The 22,678-nt window shown below is 65.6% G+C and carries 18 protein-coding genes and 3 pseudogenes; 6 read left to right on the top strand and 15 right to left on the bottom strand.

Translation table 11 applies throughout. From position 1 onward, the window contains the following. Positions 1-111 precede the first annotated feature (111 nt). From G4G28_RS11500 to G4G28_RS11485, 4 genes are read left to right on the top strand one after another with little or no spacing between them, the layout of a single operon-like run. Complete coding sequence (locus G4G28_RS11500) at positions 112-1,218, top strand: low specificity L-threonine aldolase (protein WP_182988367.1); 1,107 nt, start codon at positions 112-114, stop codon at positions 1,216-1,218. Between the two features lie 10 nt (positions 1,219-1,228). Then, positions 1,229-2,023, top strand: a complete 795-nt coding sequence (gene thyA / locus G4G28_RS11495; RefSeq protein WP_182988366.1) for a thymidylate synthase — start codon at positions 1,229-1,231, stop codon at positions 2,021-2,023. Continuing rightward, on the top strand, positions 2,020-2,523 hold the full coding sequence (locus G4G28_RS11490; protein WP_182988365.1) for a DUF695 domain-containing protein: 504 nt from the start codon (positions 2,020-2,022) through the stop codon (positions 2,521-2,523). Before thyA ends, G4G28_RS11490 begins: the two co-directional genes overlap by 4 nt. Before the next feature lie 14 nt (positions 2,524-2,537). Continuing rightward, positions 2,538-3,203, top strand: a complete 666-nt coding sequence (locus tag G4G28_RS11485) for an MOSC domain-containing protein (RefSeq protein WP_229425015.1) — start codon at positions 2,538-2,540, stop codon at positions 3,201-3,203. Here G4G28_RS11485 and G4G28_RS11480 read toward each other — a convergent pair. Further along, positions 3,200-3,856, bottom strand: coding sequence for a hypothetical protein (locus tag G4G28_RS11480; RefSeq protein WP_182988364.1), 657 nt, complete (start codon positions 3,854-3,856; stop codon positions 3,200-3,202). The two genes, G4G28_RS11485 and G4G28_RS11480, sit on opposite strands and share 4 nt — an antisense overlap. Positions 3,857-4,084: 228 nt before the next feature. Between G4G28_RS11480 and G4G28_RS11475 the strand changes: the two genes are divergently transcribed. Together G4G28_RS11475 and G4G28_RS11470 are read left to right on the top strand one after the other, a co-directional pair. Further along, positions 4,085-4,570, top strand: a complete 486-nt coding sequence (locus G4G28_RS11475) for a dihydrofolate reductase (protein WP_182988363.1) — start codon at positions 4,085-4,087, stop codon at positions 4,568-4,570. 223 nt (positions 4,571-4,793) lie between these two features. Then, entirely contained in the window at positions 4,794-7,049 is a 2,256-nt protein-coding gene (locus G4G28_RS11470; RefSeq protein ID WP_182988362.1) for an arginine/lysine/ornithine decarboxylase, read from the top strand. A 75-nt stretch (positions 7,050-7,124) separates the two neighbouring features. Here the strand turns inward: G4G28_RS11470 and G4G28_RS11465 are convergent, their stop codons facing one another. The 14 genes and pseudogenes from G4G28_RS11465 to G4G28_RS11410 all read right to left on the bottom strand — a co-directional run bounded on the left by G4G28_RS11465 (position 7,125) and on the right by G4G28_RS11410 (position 22,644). After that, positions 7,125-7,397 (bottom strand): hypothetical protein, encoded by a 273-nt coding sequence (locus G4G28_RS11465; RefSeq protein WP_182988361.1) that lies wholly within the window; start codon positions 7,395-7,397, stop codon positions 7,125-7,127. A gap of 132 nt (positions 7,398-7,529) precedes the next feature. Then, the gene (locus G4G28_RS11460) at positions 7,530-8,189 is read right to left on the bottom strand and encodes a cation transporter (protein ID WP_182988360.1); all 660 of its coding nucleotides are present in this window, start codon (positions 8,187-8,189) and stop codon (positions 7,530-7,532) included. A gap of 54 nt (positions 8,190-8,243) precedes the next feature. Continuing rightward, positions 8,244-8,810: a dCTP deaminase gene (dcd, locus tag G4G28_RS11455; protein WP_182988359.1), complete on the bottom strand. Its 567-nt coding sequence runs from the start codon at positions 8,808-8,810 to the stop codon at positions 8,244-8,246. 79 nt (positions 8,811-8,889) lie between these two features. Then, the gene (locus G4G28_RS11450; RefSeq protein WP_182988358.1) at positions 8,890-9,723 is read right to left on the bottom strand and encodes an alpha/beta fold hydrolase; all 834 of its coding nucleotides are present in this window, start codon (positions 9,721-9,723) and stop codon (positions 8,890-8,892) included. A 151-nt stretch (positions 9,724-9,874) separates the two neighbouring features. Beyond that, complete coding sequence (locus G4G28_RS28240; RefSeq protein WP_308602284.1) at positions 9,875-11,215, bottom strand: ComEC/Rec2 family competence protein; 1,341 nt, start codon at positions 11,213-11,215, stop codon at positions 9,875-9,877. A gap of 61 nt (positions 11,216-11,276) precedes the next feature. Further along, positions 11,277-12,104: pseudogene (locus G4G28_RS28235) on the bottom strand (ComEC/Rec2 family competence protein); the annotation flags it as partial. A gap of 108 nt (positions 12,105-12,212) precedes the next feature. Then, positions 12,213-13,961 carry a T6SS immunity protein Tli4 family protein gene (locus G4G28_RS11440; RefSeq protein ID WP_183108385.1) on the bottom strand — a complete coding sequence of 583 codons (1,749 nt, stop codon included), beginning with the start codon at positions 13,959-13,961 and terminating at the stop codon, positions 12,213-12,215. Continuing rightward, positions 13,958-15,757, bottom strand: coding sequence for a triacylglycerol lipase (locus G4G28_RS11435; protein WP_182988356.1), 1,800 nt, complete (start codon positions 15,755-15,757; stop codon positions 13,958-13,960). The genes G4G28_RS11440 and G4G28_RS11435 overlap by 4 nt, the downstream gene beginning before the upstream one ends. After that, positions 15,750-16,784 (bottom strand): T6SS immunity protein Tli4 family protein, encoded by a 1,035-nt coding sequence (locus G4G28_RS11430; RefSeq protein WP_182988355.1) that lies wholly within the window; start codon positions 16,782-16,784, stop codon positions 15,750-15,752. The genes G4G28_RS11435 and G4G28_RS11430 overlap by 8 nt, the downstream gene beginning before the upstream one ends. A 106-nt stretch (positions 16,785-16,890) precedes the next feature. Continuing rightward, positions 16,891-17,685 (bottom strand): DUF2345 domain-containing protein, encoded by a 795-nt coding sequence (locus tag G4G28_RS25960; RefSeq protein WP_229508078.1) that lies wholly within the window; start codon positions 17,683-17,685, stop codon positions 16,891-16,893. A 51-nt stretch (positions 17,686-17,736) separates the two neighbouring features. Continuing rightward, a pseudogene (locus tag G4G28_RS11425) lies at positions 17,737-19,665 on the bottom strand (type VI secretion system Vgr family protein); the annotation flags it as partial. A gap of 187 nt (positions 19,666-19,852) precedes the next feature. Beyond that, positions 19,853-20,664, bottom strand: a pseudogene (locus G4G28_RS11420) (TatD family hydrolase). 8 nt (positions 20,665-20,672) lie between these two features. Further along, entirely contained in the window at positions 20,673-21,371 is a 699-nt protein-coding gene (gene lolD / locus G4G28_RS11415) for a lipoprotein-releasing ABC transporter ATP-binding protein LolD (RefSeq protein WP_182988354.1), read from the bottom strand. Then, the gene (locus G4G28_RS11410) at positions 21,364-22,644 is read right to left on the bottom strand and encodes a lipoprotein-releasing ABC transporter permease subunit (protein ID WP_183108384.1); all 1,281 of its coding nucleotides are present in this window, start codon (positions 22,642-22,644) and stop codon (positions 21,364-21,366) included. The genes lolD and G4G28_RS11410 overlap by 8 nt, the downstream gene beginning before the upstream one ends. Between the last annotated feature and the right edge of the window lie 34 nt (positions 22,645-22,678).

Below are 22,678 nucleotides of genomic sequence, written 5' to 3'. Positions count from 1 at the left end.
GCCGCGGGCCGTTCGGATGCAACCGTGCCGGGCCATACGAATGCCACATGCCACACCATTCCAAAGACGATGCGTTCGGTGTAGAGTTGCAGCCCTCACGAGGAGCCCATCTTGCTTGATGCTGAACTGATCCGCCGCTGCCACACCGTCTTCCCCGGCCATCGCGCCCGCACCCCCGCCGAGACCTTCGCCGCCATGGCCGACTGGTGCGAACGCCACGGCGTCGAGCACGACGTCTACGGCAGCGGCGCGCTGATCGAGTCCTTCGAGGACAAGGTCGCCGCGCTGCTCGGCATGGAGGCGGCCGTGTTCTGCGTCAGCGGCACCATGGCGCAGGTGACGGCCCTGCGCCTGGCCTGCCAGGACCGCGCAAACGCCCCGGCGGCGCTGCATCCGACCTCGCACATCTTCGTCCACGAACGTTCCAACTACCAGCTGCTCGGCCACTTCGACGCGCTGCAGGTGGGCGAGCGCACGCGGCCATGGATGGTCGCCGACCTCGCAGCCGTGCCGGACCGGCTGGGGGCCGTGGGCATCGAGATTCCGATGCGGGAAATCGGCGGCCAGGTGACGCCCTGGATTGAACTGGAAGCGATCAAGGCCCATGTCAGGGCACGCGGCGCCCACCTGCACATGGACGGTGCGCGCCTCTGGGAAGCAGCCGCCGGCTATGGCAAGAGCGTGCAGGAGATCGCCGCCGGTTTCGACTCGGTGTATGTGTCGCTCTACAAGGGCATTGGCGGCTTGGGTGGCGCCATGCTCGCCGGCAGCCGCGAGTTCGTCGATCGATCGGCCGAGTGGTTCCGGCGCCAGGGTGGCAACGTGATCCACCGCTCGCCCTACGTCGTTGCCGCCGCGATGCAGTTCGACGCGCGCCTGGCGGCAATGCCCGACTACTTCCGCCGCACCCAGTTCCTGTACGAGGCGCTGCGCGCGCATCCGGTCATCCGCGTCAACCCGGCTCTGCCTGCCGCCAACATGCTCCACCTGCACCTGCCTGTCTCGCGCGAGCGCGCGCTGGCGATCCGTGCGGAACTCGCCGAACGCCACGGCATCTGGATGTTCAACCGCGTCAGTCACGGCGTGCTGCCGGACACGAGTTACTTCGAGCTGTACGTCGGCGACAACCTGCTGGACATGCCCGAGGCGCGGCTGGTCGAGGCCCTCGCGACATTCGCCGGTGCCCTGACATCGGCTACAATGGCGCGTTTATCCTGAAGGGCTCGCGATGCGCCAATACCTCGACTTCATGCGCCATGTGAAAGAGCACGGCACACTCAAGACCGACCGCACCGGCACCGGCACGCTGTCCGTGTTCGGGCACCAGATGCGCTTCGACCTGCAGCAGGGCTTTCCGCTGGTGACCACCAAGAAGGTGCACCTGAAGTCCATCATCCATGAACTGATCTGGTTCCTGCAAGGCTCGACCAACATCGCCTACCTGAAGGAAAACGGCGTTTCGATCTGGGACGAATGGGCCGACGCCAACGGCGACCTCGGCCCGATCTACGGCTACCAGTGGCGCAACTGGCCGACCCCGGACGGTGGCCACATCGACCAGATCAGCCAGGTGCTCGAACAGATCCGCGGCACCCCGGACTCGCGCCGCATGATTGTGTCAAGCTGGAACGTGGCCGACATCCCGCAGATGAAGCTGCCGCCCTGCCACGCCTTCTTCCAGTTCTATGTGGCCGACGGCAAGCTGTCCTGCCAGCTCTACCAGCGCAGCGCCGACATCTTCCTCGGCGTGCCCTTCAACATCGCGTCGTATGCGCTGCTGACCCACATGATGGCGCAGCAGGCAGGCCTGGAGGTGGGCGACTTCGTCTGGACCGGGGGCGACTGCCACCTGTATTCGAACCATCTCGAACAGGCGGAGCTGCAGCTGTCGCGCGAACCGCACCCGCTGCCGAAACTCGCTATCCGGCGCAAGCCCGATTCGCTGTTCGACTACCGTTTCGAGGATTTCGAGGTCGTCGACTACGTGTCGCATGCAGGGATCAAGGCGCCGGTGGCGGTATGACCGCGCCAGAAGCCGGCGCCGATATCACGATCGATATCCCCGAGCCGCGGGAGGTCCTGGTGCACGCAACCAGGAGTGGCCTGCCGGAGATCATCGTGATCAACAAGGCGCTGCTCGCCTTCCCCCATACCGAGGTATTCTGCTGGCACCTTGTGGTGACGCTGGATGCTGTCGACCTGATCGACAGTGGCATGCCCAGTCCGGCCGACAGCGCGCTGCTGTTCGAGATTGGCGACGAGATCGATGCGGCCCTGCATGCGGCGCGCACCAACAACGACGCGCCCAACGTGCTGTTCCTGGCACGCAGCACCTGGAATGGCCAGCGTGAACTGATCTACTATGTGCACGATCCGGAGCTGGCCCACGCCGCGCTGCAGTCGCTGATCGACAGCCGCGCCTGGGAGCGCGAGTGGAGCTTCCGCATGGAAGGCGACGCGGCCTGGGAGAAGGCCGGCCATGTATTCCAGGTCTTTCCCGCCATCGACGGCCTGGCGTCCTGATTCCGCCTGTCCGGATGCGCATCGGCACCCTCCAGGCGATTTCGCTGCGGCCGACGCGCAAGCGCGCGCCCCAGCAGGCTGACAGCGCACATGCGATCGCCGGGTTCGGGCTGGAGGGCGACGTCCACGCGGATGTCCACTCTCCGCGCCAGCTGCTGCTGGCCGATGCCGCCGTCTACGCAGACTATGCCCTGCCGCCGCACGCGCTGCGCGAAAACCTGCTGGTCGACATCGCGTCGCTCGCGTCCGGCACCGTGCTGCAGGTCGGCGCGGACGTGCGCCTGCGCCTGATGTTCCAGTGCGAAGCCTGCGGCCAGCTCGACCTCATGCAGCCGGGCCTTGCGCGCAGGATCGGGGCCCGGCGTGGTGTGCTGGCGCGCGTACTGTCGGGTGGACTCCTGCGCCGCGGCGACGCCGTACAGGACCTCGGCATACTGCAGCCAACGTGGCCGGACGACTGGCGTGAGCGGGTGCGGCGCGTGCTGGGCGCGGTGCCGCCCGATGCCGTCGTCGGGTATGCGCAGCTGGCGCGCCTGGCCGGTATCCAGTCCAGCTACTGCCGCGCGTTCCCGCGGCTGCTGGAGAAACTGGGGCCAGCGTATGCGGGCAAGGCAGTCACCGCGCAGTCAGCCAGCGTCATGGAAAGATGGGATGGCCGTGGATTATTCGACCAGGCCTAATCGTCATCATCCGATCTGCTGTCAAAGAAGGACTCAATCTCCGCCTCGTTGCAGGTCGTTGCAGCAGCCTCGGGCCTCGTCGCCCGGCCCGCTTTCGGAGGCTTGCGACGCCTGGCGGATTTCCTCGCCGCTTTCGCAGGTTTACTCGCCGGCCCGGGCCCGTCGCGATAGTGCGACGGCAGCTTGTGCACCTCCAGATCCGGCCGCAGCGCCTGGAGGCGCGCCCTGAGGGCGGCGAGCAGCCGGCCATCGCCGCTCAAGCCGACGCGGACAAGACGGACCGTATCCCAGCGGCGGTGGCTGCTCGGCTTCAAGCACAGCTTCAGGTAGGCGCCGCCCTTATCCGACGGAGCCTGGCAATACTCGATCCTTTGTACCTCGGCCAGATCGAAACCGCGCCAGCGATACCAGCTCGTCACGTCGAGTACCCGCACCGTGCTGCCATTGAACTGCACCCGCTGCAAGGTCTTCACCAGCTCGCGCACGATCAGCGTCGCAAAAATCGCCGGCAGCACCGGAGCGAACGCTGACTCGAGCGATATCCATTCCCAGTCCACCAGAACAGCGAAGAGCAGCTGACCACCCGCCGCGAGCAATAGCGCGTGCTCTTCATGCACACTCGTAAAGCTCAGCGCCTTTTCCGTCGATTCCATCATGCCTCCGTTTTGCGCCAGCCGGCACCGCCGCCAGCCCGGCAGTAAGCTTTCCACGGAGCCCCATCGGGCGTGCTGAGATAACACAGGAGCGAAGGCTGCTCATCCCGCAGGCTTGACAGGAAGATTCACTGGCGACACCATCGCGGCTTACGATTATCCAAGTGACAAGGACCACGACATGCGCGCTCTTCCCTGCTCTACCCTTCTCTTGCGCGTGGTGACGCCATGACCCGGCTGACGCTCGTGGTCGCCATCGACGCGCAACGCGGCATCGGCATCGACAACCAGCTTCCCTGGCACCTGCCGGAAGACCTGGCGCACTTCAAACGCGTGACGATGGGCCAGCCGATCATCATGGGCCGCAAGACCTTCGAGTCGATCGGGCGGCCCTTGCCGGGACGGCGCAATATCGTCGTCACCCGCAACGGCGACTGGCGCCATGATGGTGTGGATGCCGTGAGCTCGCTGGAAGCGGCGATCGGGCTCGTGGGCGAAGAGCCGGCCAGCATCATCGGCGGCGCGCAGATCTTCGAGGCGGCAATAAGCCTGGCCGACCGCATGATCGTTACCGAGATCGCGCACACCTTCGCCTGCGATACCTTCTTCCCGGCGATCGACCCGGCCGTGTGGACGGAATTGGCGCGCGAGCAGCATCGTTCGGAGACGAATGGCTTCGATTACGCCTACGTGACCTACCTGCGCAAACCGTAGGGTGGACGGCGCGCCTGCCGCGGGTCGCTCTGCCGCCCGGGCCCTGCCGCCTACCCTACGGCGCGCCGCTCCCGTGCCCAACTCGTTACCCTAATAAAAAAATGTTCACCGGGCAGCGGAATTTCTGCGAAAATCCGCTTCTTATTTTTCGGTGCCGTGCGAGGCCAGCCCTTCCCCAACAGGATGCGGCTGGCCCCCACGGCGCTTCGCATTGGAGCTGTCAATGAAATTTCGTTTCCCCATCATCATTATTGACGAGGACTTCCGTTCCGAGAACACCTCGGGCCTCGGTATCCGCGCCCTGGCCGCCGCAATGGAAAAGGAAGGCATGGAGGTGCTGGGCCTGACCAGCTATGGCGACCTGTCGCAGTTCGCGCAGCAGCAGTCGCGCGCTTCGGCCTTCGTGCTGTCGATCGACGATGAGGAATTCGGCGGCGGCTCGATCGAAGAGACCGACCATGCGCTGACCCGCCTGCGCGCCTTCGTGCAGGAGATCCGCCACAAGAATTCGAACATACCGATCTATATTTACGGCGAGACGCGCACCAGCCGCCATATCCCGAACGATATCCTCAAGGAGCTGCACGGCTTCATTCACATGTTCGAGGACACGCCGGAATTCGTCGCGCGCCACATCATCCGTGAAGCCAAGGCCTACCTCGATTCGCTGGCGCCACCCTTCTTCCGCGCGCTGGTGAACTATGCCTACGATGGCTCCTATTCCTGGCACTGCCCGGGCCACTCGGGCGGCGTCGCCTTCCTGAAGAGCCCCGTCGGCCAGATGTTCCACCAGTTCTTCGGCGAGAACATGCTGCGCGCCGACGTCTGCAACGCGGTCGAGGAACTCGGCCAGCTGTTAGATCACACCGGTCCGGTCGCCAAGTCCGAGCGCAACGCCGCGCGCATCTACGGCGCCGACCACTGCTATTTCGTCACCAACGGCACCTCGACCTCGAACAAGATGGTCTGGCACAGCACGGTCGCGCCGGGCGATATCGTCGTCGTCGACCGCAACTGCCACAAGTCCATCCTGCACTCGATCATCATGTGCGGCGCGATCCCCGTGTTCCTGATGCCGACCCGGAACAACCTCGGCATCATCGGTCCGATCCCGCTCGAGGAATTCACGGAAGAATCGATCGCGCGCAAGATCGAAGCCAACCCCTTCGCCCGTGAAGCCAAGGACAAGAAGCCGCGCATCCTGACGATCACCCAGTCGACCTACGACGGCGTCGTCTATAACGTGGAAGTCCTGCGCGAAATGCTGGACGGGAAGATCGACACCCTGCACTTCGACGAAGCCTGGCTGCCGCACGCCACCTTCCACGATTTCTACAAGAACATGCACGCGATCGGCCGCGACCGCCCGCGCGCCAAGCAGTCGATGATCTTCTCGACCCAGTCGACCCACAAGCTGCTGGCCGGCCTGTCGCAGGCCTCGCAGGTGCTGGTACGCGAATCGGAATCGGTGCAGCTCGACCAGGACGCCTTCAACGAAGCCTTCCTGATGCATACCTCGACCTCGCCGCAATACTCGATCATCGCCTCCTGCGACGTGGCCGCGGCCATGATGGAAGCGCCGGGCGGCACCGCCCTGGTGGAAGAATCGATCCTGGAAGCGCTGGACTTCCGCCGCGCCATGAAGAAGGTGGACCTCGAGTTCGGCGAAGACTGGTGGTTCAAGGTCTGGGGCCCGGACGTCGAAGGCGAGGAAGGCATCGGCGAGCAGAAGGACTGGATGATCCGCGCCGAGGACGACTGGCACGGCTTCGGCAACCTGGCCGAAGGCTTCAACATGCTCGACCCGATCAAGTCGACCATCGTCACGCCGGGCCTGTCCCTGGACGGCAAGTTCGGCGAAACCGGCATCCCGGCCTCGATCGTCACCAAGTACCTGGCCGAACACGGCGTCATCATCGAGAAGTGCGGCCTGTACTCCTTCTTCATCATGTTCACCATCGGTATCACCAAGGGCCGCTGGAATACGCTGGTGACGGCGCTGCAGCAGTTCAAGGACGACTACGACCGCAACAAGCAGATGTGGCAGGTGATGCCGCAGTTCGCCGCGGCCAATCCGCGCTACGAAAACCGCGGCCTGCGCGACCTGTGCAACTCGATCCACGACTTCTACAAGCAGTACGACGTGGCGCGCCTGACGACCGAGATGTACCTGTCGGACATGGTGCCTGCGATGAAGCCGTCTGACGCCTTTGCCAAGATGGCGCGCCGCGCCATCGAGCGCGTGGCCATCGAGGACCTGGAAGGCCGCACCACGGCGATCCTGCTGACGCCTTACCCGCCGGGCATTCCGCTCCTGATCCCGGGCGAGCGCTTCAACAAGACCATCGTCGACTACCTGCGCTTTGCACGCGACTTCAACGAGCGCTTCCCCGGCTTCGAGACGGACGTGCACGGCCTGGTCAAGCGCGAAGTCAATGGCCGGCGCGATTACTTCGTGGACTGCGTGCGCCAGGACTGATCGGCGCCGCGCCAATGTGAAGAGAGGAGCCGCCGGCTCCTCTTTTTTTGTGCTGACCGATCGGTTGCATCCAGTTCAGGATGCGCTACGGCTTATTTCACGATCAACGCATCCACCCGCCGCCATGCCGTTCGCCTCGGACCTGATCCGCGGCCGCGGTGCGATCCACCCGCTCAGGTCCAGGTGGGTGTGCACGCTGTCGGCCTCGCCACGGACGATGGGGCCGGCGCTGTACGGTTCCGGGGTGGAGTCGGGCGGAAAGCGAAACAGCACGCCGCCCAGCCGGAGCTCGTTCACCGCGCCGGACACGACGCCATGCGCCTCGCGATAAGCCCGCGTCTTCGTCATGGGCCCGCAGGCGCGCCGAACCCGAGATGGACGTGCCAGGCCGCGCTCCGGTCTGCGTCCGTTCGCGCTCGGCAGCGAGAAGCATCGGGGCGCCTGCGAGCAGCGCGAAGAGGAGGAGCGCCGCGCGGGGTTTCACCTGCGCTTCAACTCGATGGTGGGCGCCGGGACGGTGGGCGGAGCGGCGTTCATTTCGGCGCGCGCCTGCAGGATGACGCTGCGCGCGGCACTCAGGCCCAGCAGGCCCATCACGCCAGCCACGAACAGGTCGGGCAAGCCGCTGCCGGACTGCCAGACCCCGAAGGCGGCCAGCAGCACGGCGACATTGCCGATTGCGTCGTTGCGCGTGCACAGCCAGACCGAGCGCATGTTGGCGTCGCCGTTGCGGAATGCGAACAGCAGCGCGGCCACCAGCAGGTTGGCGGCAAGCGCCGCGAAACCGATCGTGCCCATGGTCTGCGCCACCGGCACGACGCCGGCGGCCAGGTGCCACAGGGCGGATGCGATCACGAAGACGCCATAGGCGCCCATGGTCGCGCCTTTCACCAGCGCGGTACGCGAGCGCCACAGGGGCGCCAGGCCCAGCACGAACAGCGAGATGCCGTAGTTGGCGGCGTCGCCGAAGAAGTCGACCGCGTCGGCCAGCAGCGAGACCGAGCCCGCCGCCCAGCCGCCGGCGAGTTCGACGCCGAACATGGCGGCGTTGACGACGAGCGCAATCCAGAGCACCCGGCGGTAGGCGGGATCGACGGGTGGCTTATTGGCGGAACAGCCGCCGCTGCAACAATCTGCCATGCCTGGCCTCGCCTAACATGATACGAATTACAGGGGCAGGTGCCGAAAACCGTATCAGGTCTTCGGCAACGTCACGCCATGCTGGCCCTGGTATTTGCCGCCGCGGTCCTTGTAGGACGTTTCGCAGACCTCGTCGGATTCGAAGAAGAGCACCTGTGCGCAACCCTCGCCCGCGTAGATCTTGGCCGGCAGCGGCGTCGTGTTCGAAAATTCCAGCGTCACATAGCCTTCCCACTCGGGCTCGAAGGGCGTGACGTTGACGATGATGCCGCAGCGTGCATAGGTCGACTTGCCCAGGCAGACGGTGAGCACATTGCGCGGAATGCGGAAGTATTCGAGGGTGCGTGCCAGCGCGAAGGAATTCGGCGGAATGATGCAGACATCGCTCTTGATATCGACAAAGGACTTCTCGTCGAAGTTCTTCGGGTCGACGATCGTGCTGTTGATGTTGGTGAACACCTTGAACTCGTCGGCGCAGCGGATGTCGTAGCCGTACGAAGAAGTGCCGTAGGAAATGATGCGGCGGCCGTCGGCCTCGCGGACCTGTCCCGGCGCGAAGGGTTCGATCATGCCGGTTTCCTGCGCCATGCGGCGGATCCATTTATCGCTTTTGATTGCCATGCTGAGTTCTTTCAGGGAATGCTGTCAGGGAGTCTGCAAATTCCCGCGATTTTACGCGAAAAGGCGGCGCCGGTCGCCGTCAAACTTGTCCTTCCGTCAGCGTTTCGCCGCTATTGACAGTGCTGCCGAGCAAACGCTGGATCATCGCGTGGGTCAGTTGCGCGGCCCGGGCCGGGTCCTCCATTGGGTACAAATGGCCGCCTTCCGTCATCACGAAGTTCTCGCCGACGAGCTTTCTCGTCGATGCCAGGCCAGCCTGGCGCAGCTCTTCGGAATTCGTCGCCCCGATGAAGCCGACGGGCACCGGAAAGTCGCGCCGGATCACCTCGCCCATGTGGTGCGGCAACGAGTTGTAGATGGTGGTCTCGACCGCGCGGTCGAAGCGCAGCTGGACGCCGTTCGGATGCGGCTTCAGGCCGACGTCGAGGTAGTCGTCGAGCACGCCCGGCGCCCAGGCGGCGAAGATGTCCTTCGACATGAAGTGACGATAGGCGGTCTCGCGGTCGGGCCAGACGTTGCGGCGGCGCTCGGAAAAGCGCGCCGGCGAAAAGCGCGAGCCCTTGCCCAGCAATTTGATCAGGCGCCACGCCAGGGCACGCCAGCCGGCCACTACCGGTGAATCGAGCATCACCACGCAGCGCGCCAGCTCGGGACGGCGCTCGGCCGCCATCGTGCTGAGCATGCCGCCGAGCGAGTGGCCGACCAGGATCACGGGCCGCCCGTAGCCTTCGAGCTCGCTGATCAACTCGTCGACCAGGCCGCTCCAGCCGTCGCCTACCGGGAAGCGCGGGTCATGCCCCACCATGTCGGTACTGCGCACCTCGTAGTGCGCGCCGAGGGCGTCGAGCAGCTGGCGATAGGTACCGGACGGGAAACTGTTACCGTGGCAGAAGTGCAGGAGTGGCTTGGTCATACGGCGCGCGGGCATCGACAAGGGACTCCGATTGTAATGTCACATGCCCGCGTCCGTTCCTTCTTTAGAGGGAAACCCCTATTGCCGCGGGCCGCGCGGTACGCCCGCTACCGGTCGTACCAGTAGCGCATATGCGTGCGCCGGTATTCGCTCACCCCGATCGTGCTGCCGAACGCAAACTCGATCGCGCCCGATTCGTCGGTGCGCAGGCGCGCGATGCCGAGCGCGCCGTAGCGCTCGAAGACCTCGCGCTTGGGGTGGCGATAGCGGTTGCGATAACCGACCTGGAAGACGCCGATCGAGGGCGCCACCGCGGCGAGAAAAGCCGGCGTGGACGAGGTGCCGCTGCCGTGGTGGGGCGCCAGCAGCACATCGGCGCGCAGCTTGCCGGCATCGGCCAGCACCAGCTGCGCTTCCTGGACCGCTTCGATGTCGGCAGCGAGCAGGATCGCATGGCGCGCGCGGAAATGCGCAGCGTGCAGCTGCGTGCGTTGGACTTCATGCCCATGTCGGCATAGCTGGCCGGCGCCGGCTGCAGCATCTCGAAGTGCACGCCGTCCCAGTCCCAGGCCTGGCCGGCGCTGCAGCGCGTGTGGCGTTTGGCGGCGCGCACCACCGGATGGCCGAGGCCGAGCGAACTGGCGACCCAGCCGACCTGCAGCGAGCGCATCAGGGTTTGCGCGCCGCCGACGTGATCGAGGTCGCTGTGGCTGACGACCAGGCCGTCCAGGGTTTTGATCCCGCGCGCGCGGAAGTACGGCAGCAGGACGCGGCTGCCGGCATCCTGGCCCGGCGCATATTGCGGGCCGGTGTCGTACAGCAGCCGGTGGTTGGCCGTTTCCACCAGCAGCGCCATGCCCTGGCCGACGTCGAAGGCGGTGACGCGCAGGTCTCCCTGCTCGGGATGGGTGGGCAGCAGCGTGAACAGGGGCAGCCAGGGCGCCGCGCCCGCCCAGCGATGCGGCCAGCCGCGCGGTGCGAGCATCCAGGCCGTTCCCGGGCAAGCAAGCAGGAACAGCGCGGGCGGCGGCATCGGCACGCTCCAGACGGCGATCGGCGTGGCCGCCAGCCAGTCGAGCCCGCGCGCCAGCGTGGCCAGCGCCAGGTGGGCCAGTTCCAGCACCGGCGTGCAGAGTGGCGCCGGCAGCAGGCTGCCGGCGAGCGCAAGCGGCGTCACGATGAAGCTCACCACGGGTATGGCGATGGCGTTGGCCAGGGGGCTGGCGAGCGATACCTGGGCGAACAGCAGCAGCGTGAAGGGCACGAGCGCCAGCGTCACCGCATATTGGGTGCGCGCCGCCGTGCGCAAGGCGCCGCGCCAGCCATGCGGCTCGCGTCCGGCCCGGCCGACACCGGCATACAGGATGGATGCCACCGCCACGAAGGACAGCCAGAAGCCCGGCCACAGCACGGCCCAGGGGTCGAGCAGCACCACCAGGCCGAGGGCCAGGCACAGCACGGTGAAGACGCTTGCCAGCCGCCCCGTCCACATGGACCCAGGCGACGACGGCCAGCATGTAGAGGGTGCGCTGCGCCGGTACGCCGAAGCCGGCCAGTACCACGTACAGCAGCGCCGCGCCCGCACCGCTTAGTGCCGCCACCTTGGGCGCGGCCAGCAGCAGCGGCAACTGCGCCCGGCTGAAGAAGGAGCGGCGCCACAGGAAGGAGGCGCCAAGCGCCGCCAGGCCGGCGATCATCGTAATGTGCAGGCCCGAGATGGCCACCAGGTGGCTTACGCCCGTGCGGTTGAACACATCCCATTCGGGCTGGCCGATGCCGCGCTGGTCGCCCACCACCGGGGCGACGATGACGCCGGCATAGGGCGCCCCGTCCAGGCTGGCGAGGATGCGGCTGCGCAGCGCGTCGCGGCAGCGCTCGACGATATGGCCTGGGGTGGCGACGAAGTCGTCGAGGCGGCGATTGCCGCCTGCGCGTACGTAACCGGTGGCGCGCACGCCCTGCCCCAGCAGCCAGGCTTCGTAGTCGAAGCCGTGCGGATTGGCGTTGCCATGCGGGCGCTGCAGCCGTACGTTGAGCCGCCAGCGCTCGCCGGGGCGCAGTGCCACCTCGCTTCCTTCCGCGCGGTACCAGGACAGGGCCAGCAGCGGCGGCACCCGGGCGGTGGTGGTCAACAGCTTCTCGACGGCGAAATGGAAGCGCACGCCCTGGCCGAAATCGTGGGGCAGCGCTTCGACCGTGCCGACCAGTGCGATGTCGCGACCTTCGTCAGCCCGGTCGAGGCTGGGTCGTAGCGCATGGTGGGCAAGCAGCGCCGCCCAGCAAAAGCCGAACAGCGCGCCTGCGCAGGCCGCGCCGGCGATGCGCAGGCGTCCACGGGCGGCGAACAGCAGAAGGAGCGCTGCGGCGGCACAGCCGAGCATCGTCGGAAGCTCGGGCAGGTTTGCGCGCGTTTGCAGGACCGCCACGCCGGCGACGAAGCCGAGGATCGCCGAACGCATCGCGCGCTGTCAGCCTGTCCGCTGCTGGCGTCAGGCGTTGCCGGGCGCGTCGCCGGCGTCGGGCAACCCGCTGTCCGGGAATTCGCTGTCCGGCTCGGGATCGCCGGTGTCGTACCCCGGCTGCGTGGCGTGCCGCACCAGCTGCCAGAGGCTGCGGCGCTGGATCGACTCGGGCTTGCCGAACCCGCGTCCGAAGCCACTGGACGGCAGCGTGAAGGTTGCCGCAGGCAGCAGGCTGCCGGCGGCGAACCAGCGCGTGCCGTCGAGCGCACTCGATTCCTCGCAGCGCCACCAGCCGCTCGCCGGGCACTGCATGCCGGTCTTGGCGCAGCAGCCAATGGGCGCACCCGGCTGCGCCAGCGAAAACGGGCTGCCGATGGCATTGCCTGCATCGACCTGCGCCGCCAGCGTCGCCTGCGCCAGCGGCACCACGGGATCGACCCGTGCGCGCTCGCGCTTGTCGACCAGCTTCCAGGCGGTGCGGGTGCGGCTTTCGTAACTCGGCTGCAGCCCGCGCACCTTCTGCCACAGGGTCTGCGGCGGCAGCAACAGCGCCTGCGGCATCTTCTGGCCGGCGCGCAGGTACTGGCGCTGGCCGCCCAGTACCCCGACGTCCCTGCCGGCATCGGTGCACAACCACCACCCGCTTTGCGGGCAGCGTTCCCCTGCTTCGGCATAGGCACCCAGCGGCATCGCTGGCGCTTCGGCCTTCGCGACTTTTTCGACGCTGGTCGGGCGCAGGCGGATACTGGAGGAGATCTTGTCCCAGAGCTTGAGCATGGCGTCTTCGCTCAGGCTGGACTGGACGGGTTTGCCGCCGGCGCGGGGGTTTACGCCGGCACGTAATTCAAGCGACAGGGACGGCAGGTATGGATCACCTTCTTTTCCAGCCATTTCCCAGTTAAAGCTGTAGCCCGTTGCAAAATTCAATTCCGTCCCTTTGACGGCAAATTCTTCGCCCGCTAGCCCGTTAATGATCCGCCCCTTTTCACGCAATATCCGTGAACGCGCACGCATGAACGGCGTGTCGTCGAGTGCGGCGGCACTACGTTCCAATAGACCCGGGCCGGGACTCGCACCTGAATTCGACCAGAACGCCATTACTAGGTCAGGATGCCCAGGAAAGCTCGCAAACATCGGTACGCTTTCAATTAACTCTTTTTGAGAGGGGTCGGCAAGCACTGCTCGGTTAATGCAAAATCCCGGCGTGGCTGGAATTTCATCATTGGCTCGACTGAGCAACTGGGTCATCAGCGCAGCGACGACTGGAACACGCGAAGGATCGTCGCCCTCGCTGTTGAAACTAAATGTCGCCCCGCCCTTGTTTACATGGCCCTCTATTGAAACGGTTTCATAATATTTGCGCTCAGCTTTTTCCACACTGTAGCTGCGGTACCGGCTATGAACCAGAATTTTTCCGACGAAGCCCTCGCCGCGGATTTCCTTACTGGACTCGACATTTTTCCGGCCAAGCATATTCGCAGCTGAGACAAGTTTTGCCTCACGGGTGGACAGCCAGTTTGTGAACTGATCCACTGACTCTTCGTTACGCGTGATGTCGAACCCACCCACTCGCGCGGGCTTTAGCGATACCTGCGCATCCTCCGGAACATCGACGAGAAATCGCCCTACGCACACGGTTTTCATGCGCTCTGTCATGGTTGCCACCTTCTTCATGTCTTCACCGCTGTGTACTGCCCGAATGCCGGCTAACCCGCCAATAGCCACGACCGCCAGCGCGAGCAGCCATTTCGTACAACGCCGGACGATCCGCATCATTTGATGCCTTGAACAATCTTGACGATCAAGTGGCGCGTAAGCAGTAGCATTGCGCCATTTGTGAAACACTCCTGGTGACCGAATCCAGTCGCGGCAAATGTGGCGCGCACGTGCTGGTCGACGCCGGAAGCGGACTGCCGTGGCACTGTATCGTCACCGGGCGCATCCTGCCCCCACATGTGGAATCGCAGTTTTGTCCGTCCTTCGATCACGACCTCGCGCCCCCCCTTGGGTGTGTATCCGGCCGGGCGCGCGTTGGCGGTGTTGGCAGACGTCAGTGCCGTTCCGTTTGCCGGGGGCACCCGAGCCGCCCATGACACCGTGCCGTATGCGCGCCGATCGGCATCGGAGCCATAAAACGCATAGGTATTAGGGTGGTAATAGGGCGACCCGGCCGTGCCTTTCTCTTCACTTTCGGCGACGGTCAGGATTTCACGATGCATGTGCTCTGCAGCATCGATTGCCTTACGAATGACACCCGCTACCCCGCCCGGCTGGTTCTTGAAAAGTCCTGCGGGATCAGCCAAATGGGGATTGATCACGCGGTACCAAGATTCGGTATCGCGATACATCTCATACGGGTCGCCGGCTGGTAAAGCCAAAACTTGTTGCTCTTTATCTTCGTTATTTACACGACTGAGGGTTTTCACCAGCAGCCAGGGCCTCGGGTAGAGGTGGTTCGGAAGCAATTCGAGCACGCCGGGCGACGTCGCCATGACCGCAGTCGTCTGCTCTGGCGTTGTACCGGCAATATCAACGAACCTGTTGGCTTTGAGGTTATCGATAAAGCCATTGCTGTAGCGTTCGCCTTCAGTGCCGCCTGCAATTCGCCGATAAGCGACCGGAGCGCCCAAGGCCGGCATCACGCCGTGGATTATGCCGGCGATATCCGCTGGGTCATCCCGATCTTTTGCGCGACTGCGCGCACAAGCACGTGCGACCAGGCCACCCATGGAATGCGTAACAATAATGACTCGTTCGCACTCATGTTTGCGTGAATTCCAGAAATGCTTGATCTCGTCAATCCGTTGGCTTAAGCGTTGTGCCGAGGCCGCACATGATTCGAGCCAGTTGTAGCCGACGGCGTAGACGGGATACTGGAAAGCGGCGTAGTGTTCGAGTTCGGACTCGGTAATGCGCGCTATCTTGCGCACGCCCCAGCGTGCCGGGTCGCATTGCATTACCCGCTTCCAATGGTCCCGGATTTCGCGCTCCCGGCGCACATTCAGGCGAAAGGTAGTATCCAAATACTTCTGCAGTTCGATCAGGACCGCGCCGTATGAATCCTGGTGCACTTCACCCCAGCCGCGCGCGCGCATCTCTTCCTGGCTCAATCCGGGCGGCGCGTCGCCGAGCTCGCCATCGTCATCGACCTCGAGTGACGACGGATGGAGAATCTTCTGACGCAGGTCGGGTTTGCGCTGCTTCCACGCGAACGCTTCGAATAAACCGTCGATGTAACCGTTAGGGGGACGCCAGGCAGGCGCGCCTGGCTGGGTTAGATCCGTCTTATCCTTTGCGTAGTCGTTGTTCGCTCGGTCTGCAGCTCCTTTGCCCGGTCGGCCGGTTGACGGCAGCTCCGTGCGGGAATCGTCGCGCTTTGCATCAGCGTCCACGCGCACGCGTAGATTGCTACCCATGATTCCGGGAACGAAGATGACCGGGATGACCCTGCGCGAGCCTACCGTCACCTTCGCGCGAACCTTAAAGGCCTTGGGCGTGACGACACTACGGGCAACCAGGCTCCCGTCGGCGTCGACTGTCGGTTGGCGAATCGGTCGCGTCGGCTCAGTCATGTTGCGCTCGCGGGCGGATGCTGGATGAAATCGCGCCCCAAAGCATGAGCATGGCATCTTCGCTCAAGCTGGACGACACCGGTTTGCCGCCCGCGCGCGGATTGACACCAGAATCCATTTCAAATGACAGATGCGGAACGGCGACGTTGTCATCTGTCCCTCGGGTCTCCCACGCGAAGCCGTACACCGTGGCGAGGTTCATTTCAGCCACTTTCAGCGCGACCTCCTCACCGGCCATGCGATGGATCACGCGGCTACCCTCACGCAAAGTGCGCGAGCGTGCCCGCGTTAGCAAGTCCATTGCCGCAGCATTTCGCGCAAGCAGCATCGGTCCTTTTATGCTGGCTGCATTCGTCCACAAAACCATGTCGACATCGGGATGGCCAGACAGCCTTGCAGACATCGATATGCTTTCGGAACGGCTTTCTTTATTACTGTCCTGGATAAATGCACCGCTGATACAAAATCCGCGAGCGTCCGGGTTTTCCTCGTCGCCGCGGCTGACAAGCCGGGCAAGCAGTTGGGGTAAGAGGTCTGTCTGCGCCGGATCGAAAGTGTCAGCTGCAAAGCTGAGCGTCACGCCGTCCTTGTGGACATGCCCTTCCACAGAAACGCTGTCGCTGTAGACACGCTTTTCGCTCTCGATACTGTAGCTGCGGTAGCGGCTGTGAACAAATACCTTGCCAGTGAATTCGCCGCCACGTACATCGGTCACGGATTCGATGTTCCGTTTGCCCAGCATATTGGGTTTTGCCGCCAACACCTGCTCTCTGTCAGCTAGATTGGCAGCGAAACTCCGCGCTACTTCATTCGAGCGAGTGATGTCGAAACCACTCACCATCGCCGGTTCGATGCGTACCTGCGCCTGCTCCGGCACGTCGATCAGGAACCGGCCAACGCAGACTGTTTTGGTCTGTCGGGTCAGCGCCGATACCTCCGCCACGTCTTCGGCGGTCCGGGACGTCCTGGCGGCTACCGTAAGTACACTTGCGGTCACAACAAGTGCAAGCAGCCACGGTGCGATCATGCGAACTCGAAGCATCAATGTTCACCTGCGCAAAAAATGATTACACGAACTGCATCGCGCGGTTTGCCGCCACCATAACCGAGGTCCGTTGTCACGCGGGCCGCCCTCATGCCGCGCCCGCGCTAGCCGACGCCTCATCCTCATCGGCCAGCAACCGGATCTCCGCATCCCCCAGGGCGTAGGTCTGCAACACCGCCGTAAAGCCTTCATCGTCCGTCACGCCTTCGATGGTGGTGCCGTCCTGGTGCCGGGCGACGTAGCGCTGGCCCTTGGCGGGCTTGCCGGTCTGGCGGTCGATCACGAGGAAGCGCTCGTCGGCGACGAGGTCGCCATTGGCCAGGTCGAGGCCTGTCGGCGTGGCGCCGCCCGGGCCGCCGTGCACGACTCGCGTTGCCTTGACCACCTGCTCGCCGCTGCTTTGCTGGGTAATCACACCGCCGCGCCACTCCGTCTGCGCACCCTCGGACACCACCTTCACATGCGGCGCCTGCAGGTCGATGCCTTCGGCGGCGATCAGGCTGATGCGGCCGGACGATTTGATCTCGATATGTCCTTCATGCGTCTGCAGGACCAGGTTGCCGCGGCCGGCGACGAGCTTCATGCCGAGCGAATAGGCGAACAGGCTGAGGCTGCGGGCGGCGCGCACAAAAATATTGCGGCCGGCAGAGAGCTCGGTGTCGGCCGCCGACACCAGGTCGATCTTCGACTGGGCGCCGATGGCGACATTGTCTTCGCTGGCGACGAGTACCCCGGCCGGGCCGCTGGCGGCGACGATGGGCGCGCCGCCCTTGCCTTCGGCGAGGTTCGAGCCTTCATGCCAGCGCTTCAGTTTTTCAACCAGTTCGGCCAGGCGCGGTTTCGCTTCCTCGTCCTCGTTGTGGTCGATCGCCTGGCGCGCCATTTCGTCGAGCACGCCCTGCATGACCTCGGCCAGGCCAACCAGGGCCTCGCGTTCCAGCTGGCCGCCCTCGCCCGCTTCTGCGCTGATCAGCACGCCCTGCCCCCGCGCACGGCGACGGCCTTGTCGGTGCGCAGCTCGGCGCCCTCGCCCCCGGGCTCGCCCTCGCCGTCGGCGCGCGCGCGTCAGCCAGCCGAGATTGAGCTCGGTGCCGGCGTGGTCGCTCGCCAGCTGGGCGCTGATCTGGCCGCGGGTGTCGTCGAAACGCAGCTGGCTGCCGCGCCGTCCGCCGATCTCGCGGCTGCGCAGGCCGGACAGGTAGCGGTTGCCCGGCAGCGCGCCGTTCGCGCTGAGCGCAGGCGGCACCGCGCGGCCGTTGAACAGCTGCGAGAGCACGACCGGCTTGTCGGGATCGCCCCCGAGGAAGGCCACCAGGACCTCGCTGCCGACGCGCGGCAGCGACAGTGCGCCGCACTGCTGGGCGCCGGGACCGTTGCCGGCCCAGTTCGAGGCGACGCGCACCCAGGCCGAATCGCGCGCGGAATCCGAGGCACCAGCGCCGCCCGCGTGTTCGTGGTCGCCGCTGCGCATGCCGGGAAAGCGGATCTTGACGCGACCGAGCGCATCGCAATGCACCTCTTCGTGCTCGGGGCCGACCACGAGTGCGCTTTGCAGCGGCGGATGCGGCAGGTCGGTGCGCGCGTCGAAAGCCGGCACCACCGGCACGCCGCGGCGCACCGCGGTGAAGCCGATACGGACATTGGCATCGTCGTCGCCGGCCTCGGCCCAGCTGCTCCGCGCCAGCAGTCGCTCGACGCGCGCCGACAGCTCGCCCGGCAGGTTGTTGCGCACCTGCGCCCGCAGTTCGGTGACGACGAACTCGCGTTCGCTGGGCGCATGGGTGTCGATCTCGGGATGGTCTTCCAGCGCGAAGTATTCGCCGGCGCGCAGGTCGCGCACCGTGCCCTCGCCATGGAAGCACTTCGATTCGAACTCGTGGCGCCGCATGCGCAGTTCGCCAAGCCGCCAGTGGTCGTCGCTGTCGTTGCCGGTGTGCGGTGCCTCGACCTGGTAGTCGTCGAGCGTGGCGGCCAGGGCATTGCCGTGATTGCCCTGGTCGACTGCGCTGCGGGCGGTGCTGGCCATGAAGGCGCCGCCACCGGCGCCCTTGTAATCCCAGCTATGGCGGCCGGCGCTGCCCGCGCTCAGGCGGCGCGCGCCGCCCCGGTGGTGACGACATCGCGCTCGCCGGTCGCGTCATCGCGGTGATAGCGCAGGCTGCCGGCCGCGCTCTGCGGCAGGTGGCTGGCATCGGCAAACAGCACCGGTGTGCGCCGGCACCGCGTCGCGATCCGGCTCCACGCTGCTGGTGCGTGCGCGGCCAGGACGCACGCACCAGCAGATGCCGCGCCGGCGCAGCAGGCGACGCACGAAAGCGGCGTCCGATTCGTTGTACTGCATGGTCTGCTCGCGCGCGGGATACTGGCGCAGGTCGAGCAGCGCGTCAAACTCGTATTCAAAAGCGCCCGCCAGCACCGCGTTGGCATGGCGCCACTCGTCGAACAGCACTTGGACGATCTGCAGTTCGTTCAGGTTGCGGAAGATGCGGCTGTTGACGCGCTTTTCCATCACGGCGAGCGCGTCGCGCAGCACCAGCTGATAGGTGGCCAGGCTGCCGTCGCTGTCGCCCGAACGGGCTTCGGTGACGATGCCACAGATGCTGCGCAGGCCGCCGCGATCGGTGACGACCTGGATTTCGGCCGGCAGCGCGATCAGTTCCTTCAGCGGCAGCGACGCGTCGCTGGCGACGCAGGAGACGCGATACTCGATGCCGCCGCAAATCGACTCGCTGCCGGCGATGCGCTGCGGTAGCAGGATGTCGTCGAGCCGGTCGGCCGCGGCGTCGCTGGCGGCTTCGCCCCGGGCCAGGCGCAGGCGCAGGACGCGGTGCGCGGTAGTGAGCGATTTCTCGTGCTGTAGCACCCGCAGGAATGCGCTCGCGCTGTCCAATGCCGTCTCCCCGACCCCAAAACGCCATGGTCGCACGAACCCGACATTACACAGTTGCGCCGTGTCATCGGGCTCAGGCCGCTTGTCGCGAACTTCGCACGCAGGACCGCGTCGACTGTATGTATGACCAGTAGAGCCCGGCTACCCGCCTGCCCTCGATTCAGGAAGCCGCCGCAGCCGCCAGCAGTGGCGCCAGGCGCGGGATCGCGGTCAGCGAGGCCTCCCATGCCGCCGGCCGCAACTCGTCGACCGGGATGCCGCGAATGGCAGCCAGTGCGGCACCGATGGCCGGCAGCTGTTCCGGACTGTTGCGGCCCGGGTGCACCCAGGTCGGGGCAATGTCGGGCGCGTCGGTCTCGAGCACGATGGAAGCGAGCGGCAGCTCGGCCGCCAGGCGCCGGATCTGCAGCGCGCGTAAAGGTCATGGCGCCGCCAAAGCCGAGGTGCATGCCCAGTTTGATGAAGCTCCCGGCCTGCTGGAAGGAGCCGTTGAATGCATGGGCGATGCCGGACGGCGGCGTGATCTGGCGCAGGTGTTTCAGCACCTGGTCCTGCGAGCGGCGCACGTGGGTCAGCACCGGCAGGCCGAAGTCGCGCGCGATACGCAGCTGGGCGCGCAGGAAGCGCTCCTGCTTCTCGCGCATGGCCGGCTCGCACAGGTGCGGGATGAAGAAATCGAGACCGATCTCGCCGATCGCCACGAAGCGCGGATCGCCCATCGCCCCCTGTACCGCCGCGCGCAAGGCATCCAGGTCTTCGTCAAGCGCCTGGGGCACGCAGATCGGGTGGATGCCCAGCGCATAGCAGGCGTTCGGCTGGGTGTGGGCCAGCTGCGCCACCGCGGCGAAGTTGCCGCGTTCGACAGCGGGCAGCACGATCATCGCCACCGCCCGCCGCCGCACGCGCGGCCACCGCGGGGGCCTCGGTGCCGAATTCGCGTGCGTCCAGGTGGCAGTGGGTGTCGATCCACATGGGGGCCCTCAAGCCTCCAGCGGCTGCAGCCCGTGTTCCGTCATGCGCAGCGCGCGGTCGCAGCGGCGTGCCAGTTCCATGTCGTGCGTGACGATCACGAACGCGGTGCCGAGGGTGCGCGACAGTTCCAGCATCAGGTCGAACACATTGTGGGCCGTGCTCTGGTCGAGGTTACCGGTCGGCTCGTCGGCCAGTACGCAGGCGGGGCCGGTGACGAGTGCACGCGCCAGCGCCACGCGCTGGCGCTCGCCGCCCGACAGTTCGCCCGGACGGTGCACGACGCGCTTGCCCAGCCCCACGCGTTCGAGGATGGCCTGCGCCTTTTGCTTCGCTACCGCGCGCTTCTCGCGCCGGATCATCAGCGGCATGGCCACGTTGTCGAGCGCCGAGAACTCGGGCAGCAGGTGATGGAACTGGTAGACGAAGCCGAGGCGCGAGTTGCGCAGGTCGCCCCGGCGCGCTTCGGACAGGGTGGCGAAGTCCTCGCCCATCAGCGTGACCGAGCCCGTGGTCGGGGTGTCCAGGCCGCCCAGCAGGTGCAGCAGCGTCGACTTGCCCGAGCCGGAGGCGCCGACGATGGCCACGCGCTCGCCGCGGTGGACCGCGAAGTCGATCGCATCGAGCACCTGCACTTCGTAGTCGCCCTGCCTGAAGGTCTTGCCCAGGCCGCGGCAGGCCAGCACCGGGGTATTCATTGCGTCACTCATAGCGCAGCGCCTCCGCGGGTTTCACGCGCGAGGCCGACCAGCTCGGGTAGAGCGTGGCCAGGAAGGCCAGCACGACGGCGACCAGGCCGATGGTGACGACGTCCGGCCACTGCATGTCCGAGGGGACGGCGCTGTATTGATAGATATCCTTCGACAAGAACTGCACTCCCAACAAATGTTCAATGAATGGAACGATGACATCGATGTTCAGGGCGACGAGCACGCCGCCGCCCACGCCCAGCGCGGTGCCGAGCAGGCCGACCAGCGCCCCCTGCACCATGAAGATCTTCATGATCGAGCCTGGCGACGCACCGAGCGTGCGCAGGATGGCGATGTCGGCCTGCTTGTCGGTGACCGTCATCACCAGGGTCGAGACCAGGTTGAAGACAGCCACCGTGATGATCAGGGTGAGGATAATGAACATCATCTTTTTTTCGGTCTGTACGGCGCCGAACCAGACCGCGTTGAGCGCCGACCAGTCGCGCATGACCAGGTCGCCCGGCATCGATTTTTCCAGTTCAGCCGCCACCTGCGGCGCCTGGCGCATGTCGGCGATGCGCAGGCGCAGGCCGGCCGGTGCCGACAGGCGCTCCATGCGCTCGGCATCCTCGATGTTGATGAAGGCCAGGCTGGCGTCGAACTCGGCGTGGCCGGATTCGAAAATGCCCGAGACGGTGAAGGTGCGCATGCGCGGCAGCATGCCGGCGGGCGTCGTCTGCTGCGCCTGGGCCAGCAGCATGGTGACCTTGTCGCCCGTCTGCACACCCAGCCCGCCCGCCAGCGCGTAGCCGAGCACGATGTGGAAGCTGCCGGGCGTGAGCGACTCGAAACGGCCCTGGCGCATGGTGTTTGCCACATCCGACACCTTGCGCTCGGCCTCGGGCAGTACCCCGCGAATGCTGGCCGGGCGCATTACGCTGCCCTGCTGCAGCAGGCCTTGCGACTCGACGAAGGGCGCGGCGGCGCGCACGGAAGGATGGCGCAGTGCCTGGGTTTCGGCCTCGCGCCACTGCGGCATGTCGCCGCGCGGGTCGAACACCTCGATATGGGCCAGCACCTGCAGCATGCGGTCGGTCACCTGCTTCTGGAAGCCGTTCATCACCGACAGCACGATGATGAGGGCCGCCACGCCGAGCGCGATGCCGGCCACCGAGATCAGCGAGATGAAGGAGATGAAGCCGTTGTTGGCGGCGCCCCTGCCGGCACGCGTGTAGCGCAGGCCGACCAGCCACTCATAGGGCAAATGCGAGGGAAGTTTCTGGATGAAGCTCATGGTTCGTCGATTCTTGCAACAGGTTCGTGATCGC

Source organism: Massilia sp. Dwa41.01b, assembly GCF_014171775.1.
Lineage (GTDB): Bacteria > Pseudomonadota > Gammaproteobacteria > Burkholderiales > Burkholderiaceae_D > Telluria.
This window is presented reverse-complemented; position numbering and strand designations above follow the sequence as displayed.

Coding starts and splice junctions, on each gene's coding strand:
- thyA (WP_182988366.1), top strand. CDS start 1,229: ATGCGCCAATACCTCGACTTCATGCGCCATGTGAAAGAGCACGGCACA.
- G4G28_RS11490 (WP_182988365.1), top strand. CDS start 2,020: ATGACCGCGCCAGAAGCCGGCGCCGATATCACGATCGATATCCCCGAG.
- G4G28_RS11485 (WP_229425015.1), top strand. CDS start 2,538: ATGCGCATCGGCACCCTCCAGGCGATTTCGCTGCGGCCGACGCGCAAG.
- G4G28_RS11480 (WP_182988364.1), bottom strand. CDS start 3,856: ATGGAATCGACGGAAAAGGCGCTGAGCTTTACGAGTGTGCATGAAGAG.
- G4G28_RS11475 (WP_182988363.1), top strand. CDS start 4,085: ATGACCCGGCTGACGCTCGTGGTCGCCATCGACGCGCAACGCGGCATC.
- G4G28_RS11470 (WP_182988362.1), top strand. CDS start 4,794: ATGAAATTTCGTTTCCCCATCATCATTATTGACGAGGACTTCCGTTCC.
- G4G28_RS11465 (WP_182988361.1), bottom strand. CDS start 7,397: ATGACGAAGACGCGGGCTTATCGCGAGGCGCATGGCGTCGTGTCCGGC.
- G4G28_RS11460 (WP_182988360.1), bottom strand. CDS start 8,189: ATGGCAGATTGTTGCAGCGGCGGCTGTTCCGCCAATAAGCCACCCGTC.
- dcd (WP_182988359.1), bottom strand. CDS start 8,810: ATGGCAATCAAAAGCGATAAATGGATCCGCCGCATGGCGCAGGAAACC.
- G4G28_RS11450 (WP_182988358.1), bottom strand. CDS start 9,723: ATGACCAAGCCACTCCTGCACTTCTGCCACGGTAACAGTTTCCCGTCC.
- G4G28_RS28240 (WP_308602284.1), bottom strand. CDS start 11,215: ATGTGGACGGGGCGGCTGGCAAGCGTCTTCACCGTGCTGTGCCTGGCC.
- G4G28_RS11440 (WP_183108385.1), bottom strand. CDS start 13,961: ATGATGCGGATCGTCCGGCGTTGTACGAAATGGCTGCTCGCGCTGGCG.
- G4G28_RS11435 (WP_182988356.1), bottom strand. CDS start 15,757: ATGACTGAGCCGACGCGACCGATTCGCCAACCGACAGTCGACGCCGAC.
- G4G28_RS11430 (WP_182988355.1), bottom strand. CDS start 16,784: ATGATCGCACCGTGGCTGCTTGCACTTGTTGTGACCGCAAGTGTACTT.
- G4G28_RS25960 (WP_229508078.1), bottom strand. CDS start 17,685: ATGGCGCGCCAGGCGATCGACCACAACGAGGACGAGGAAGCGAAACCG.
- lolD (WP_182988354.1), bottom strand. CDS start 21,371: ATGAGTGACGCAATGAATACCCCGGTGCTGGCCTGCCGCGGCCTGGGC.
- G4G28_RS11410 (WP_183108384.1), bottom strand. CDS start 22,644: ATGAGCTTCATCCAGAAACTTCCCTCGCATTTGCCCTATGAGTGGCTG.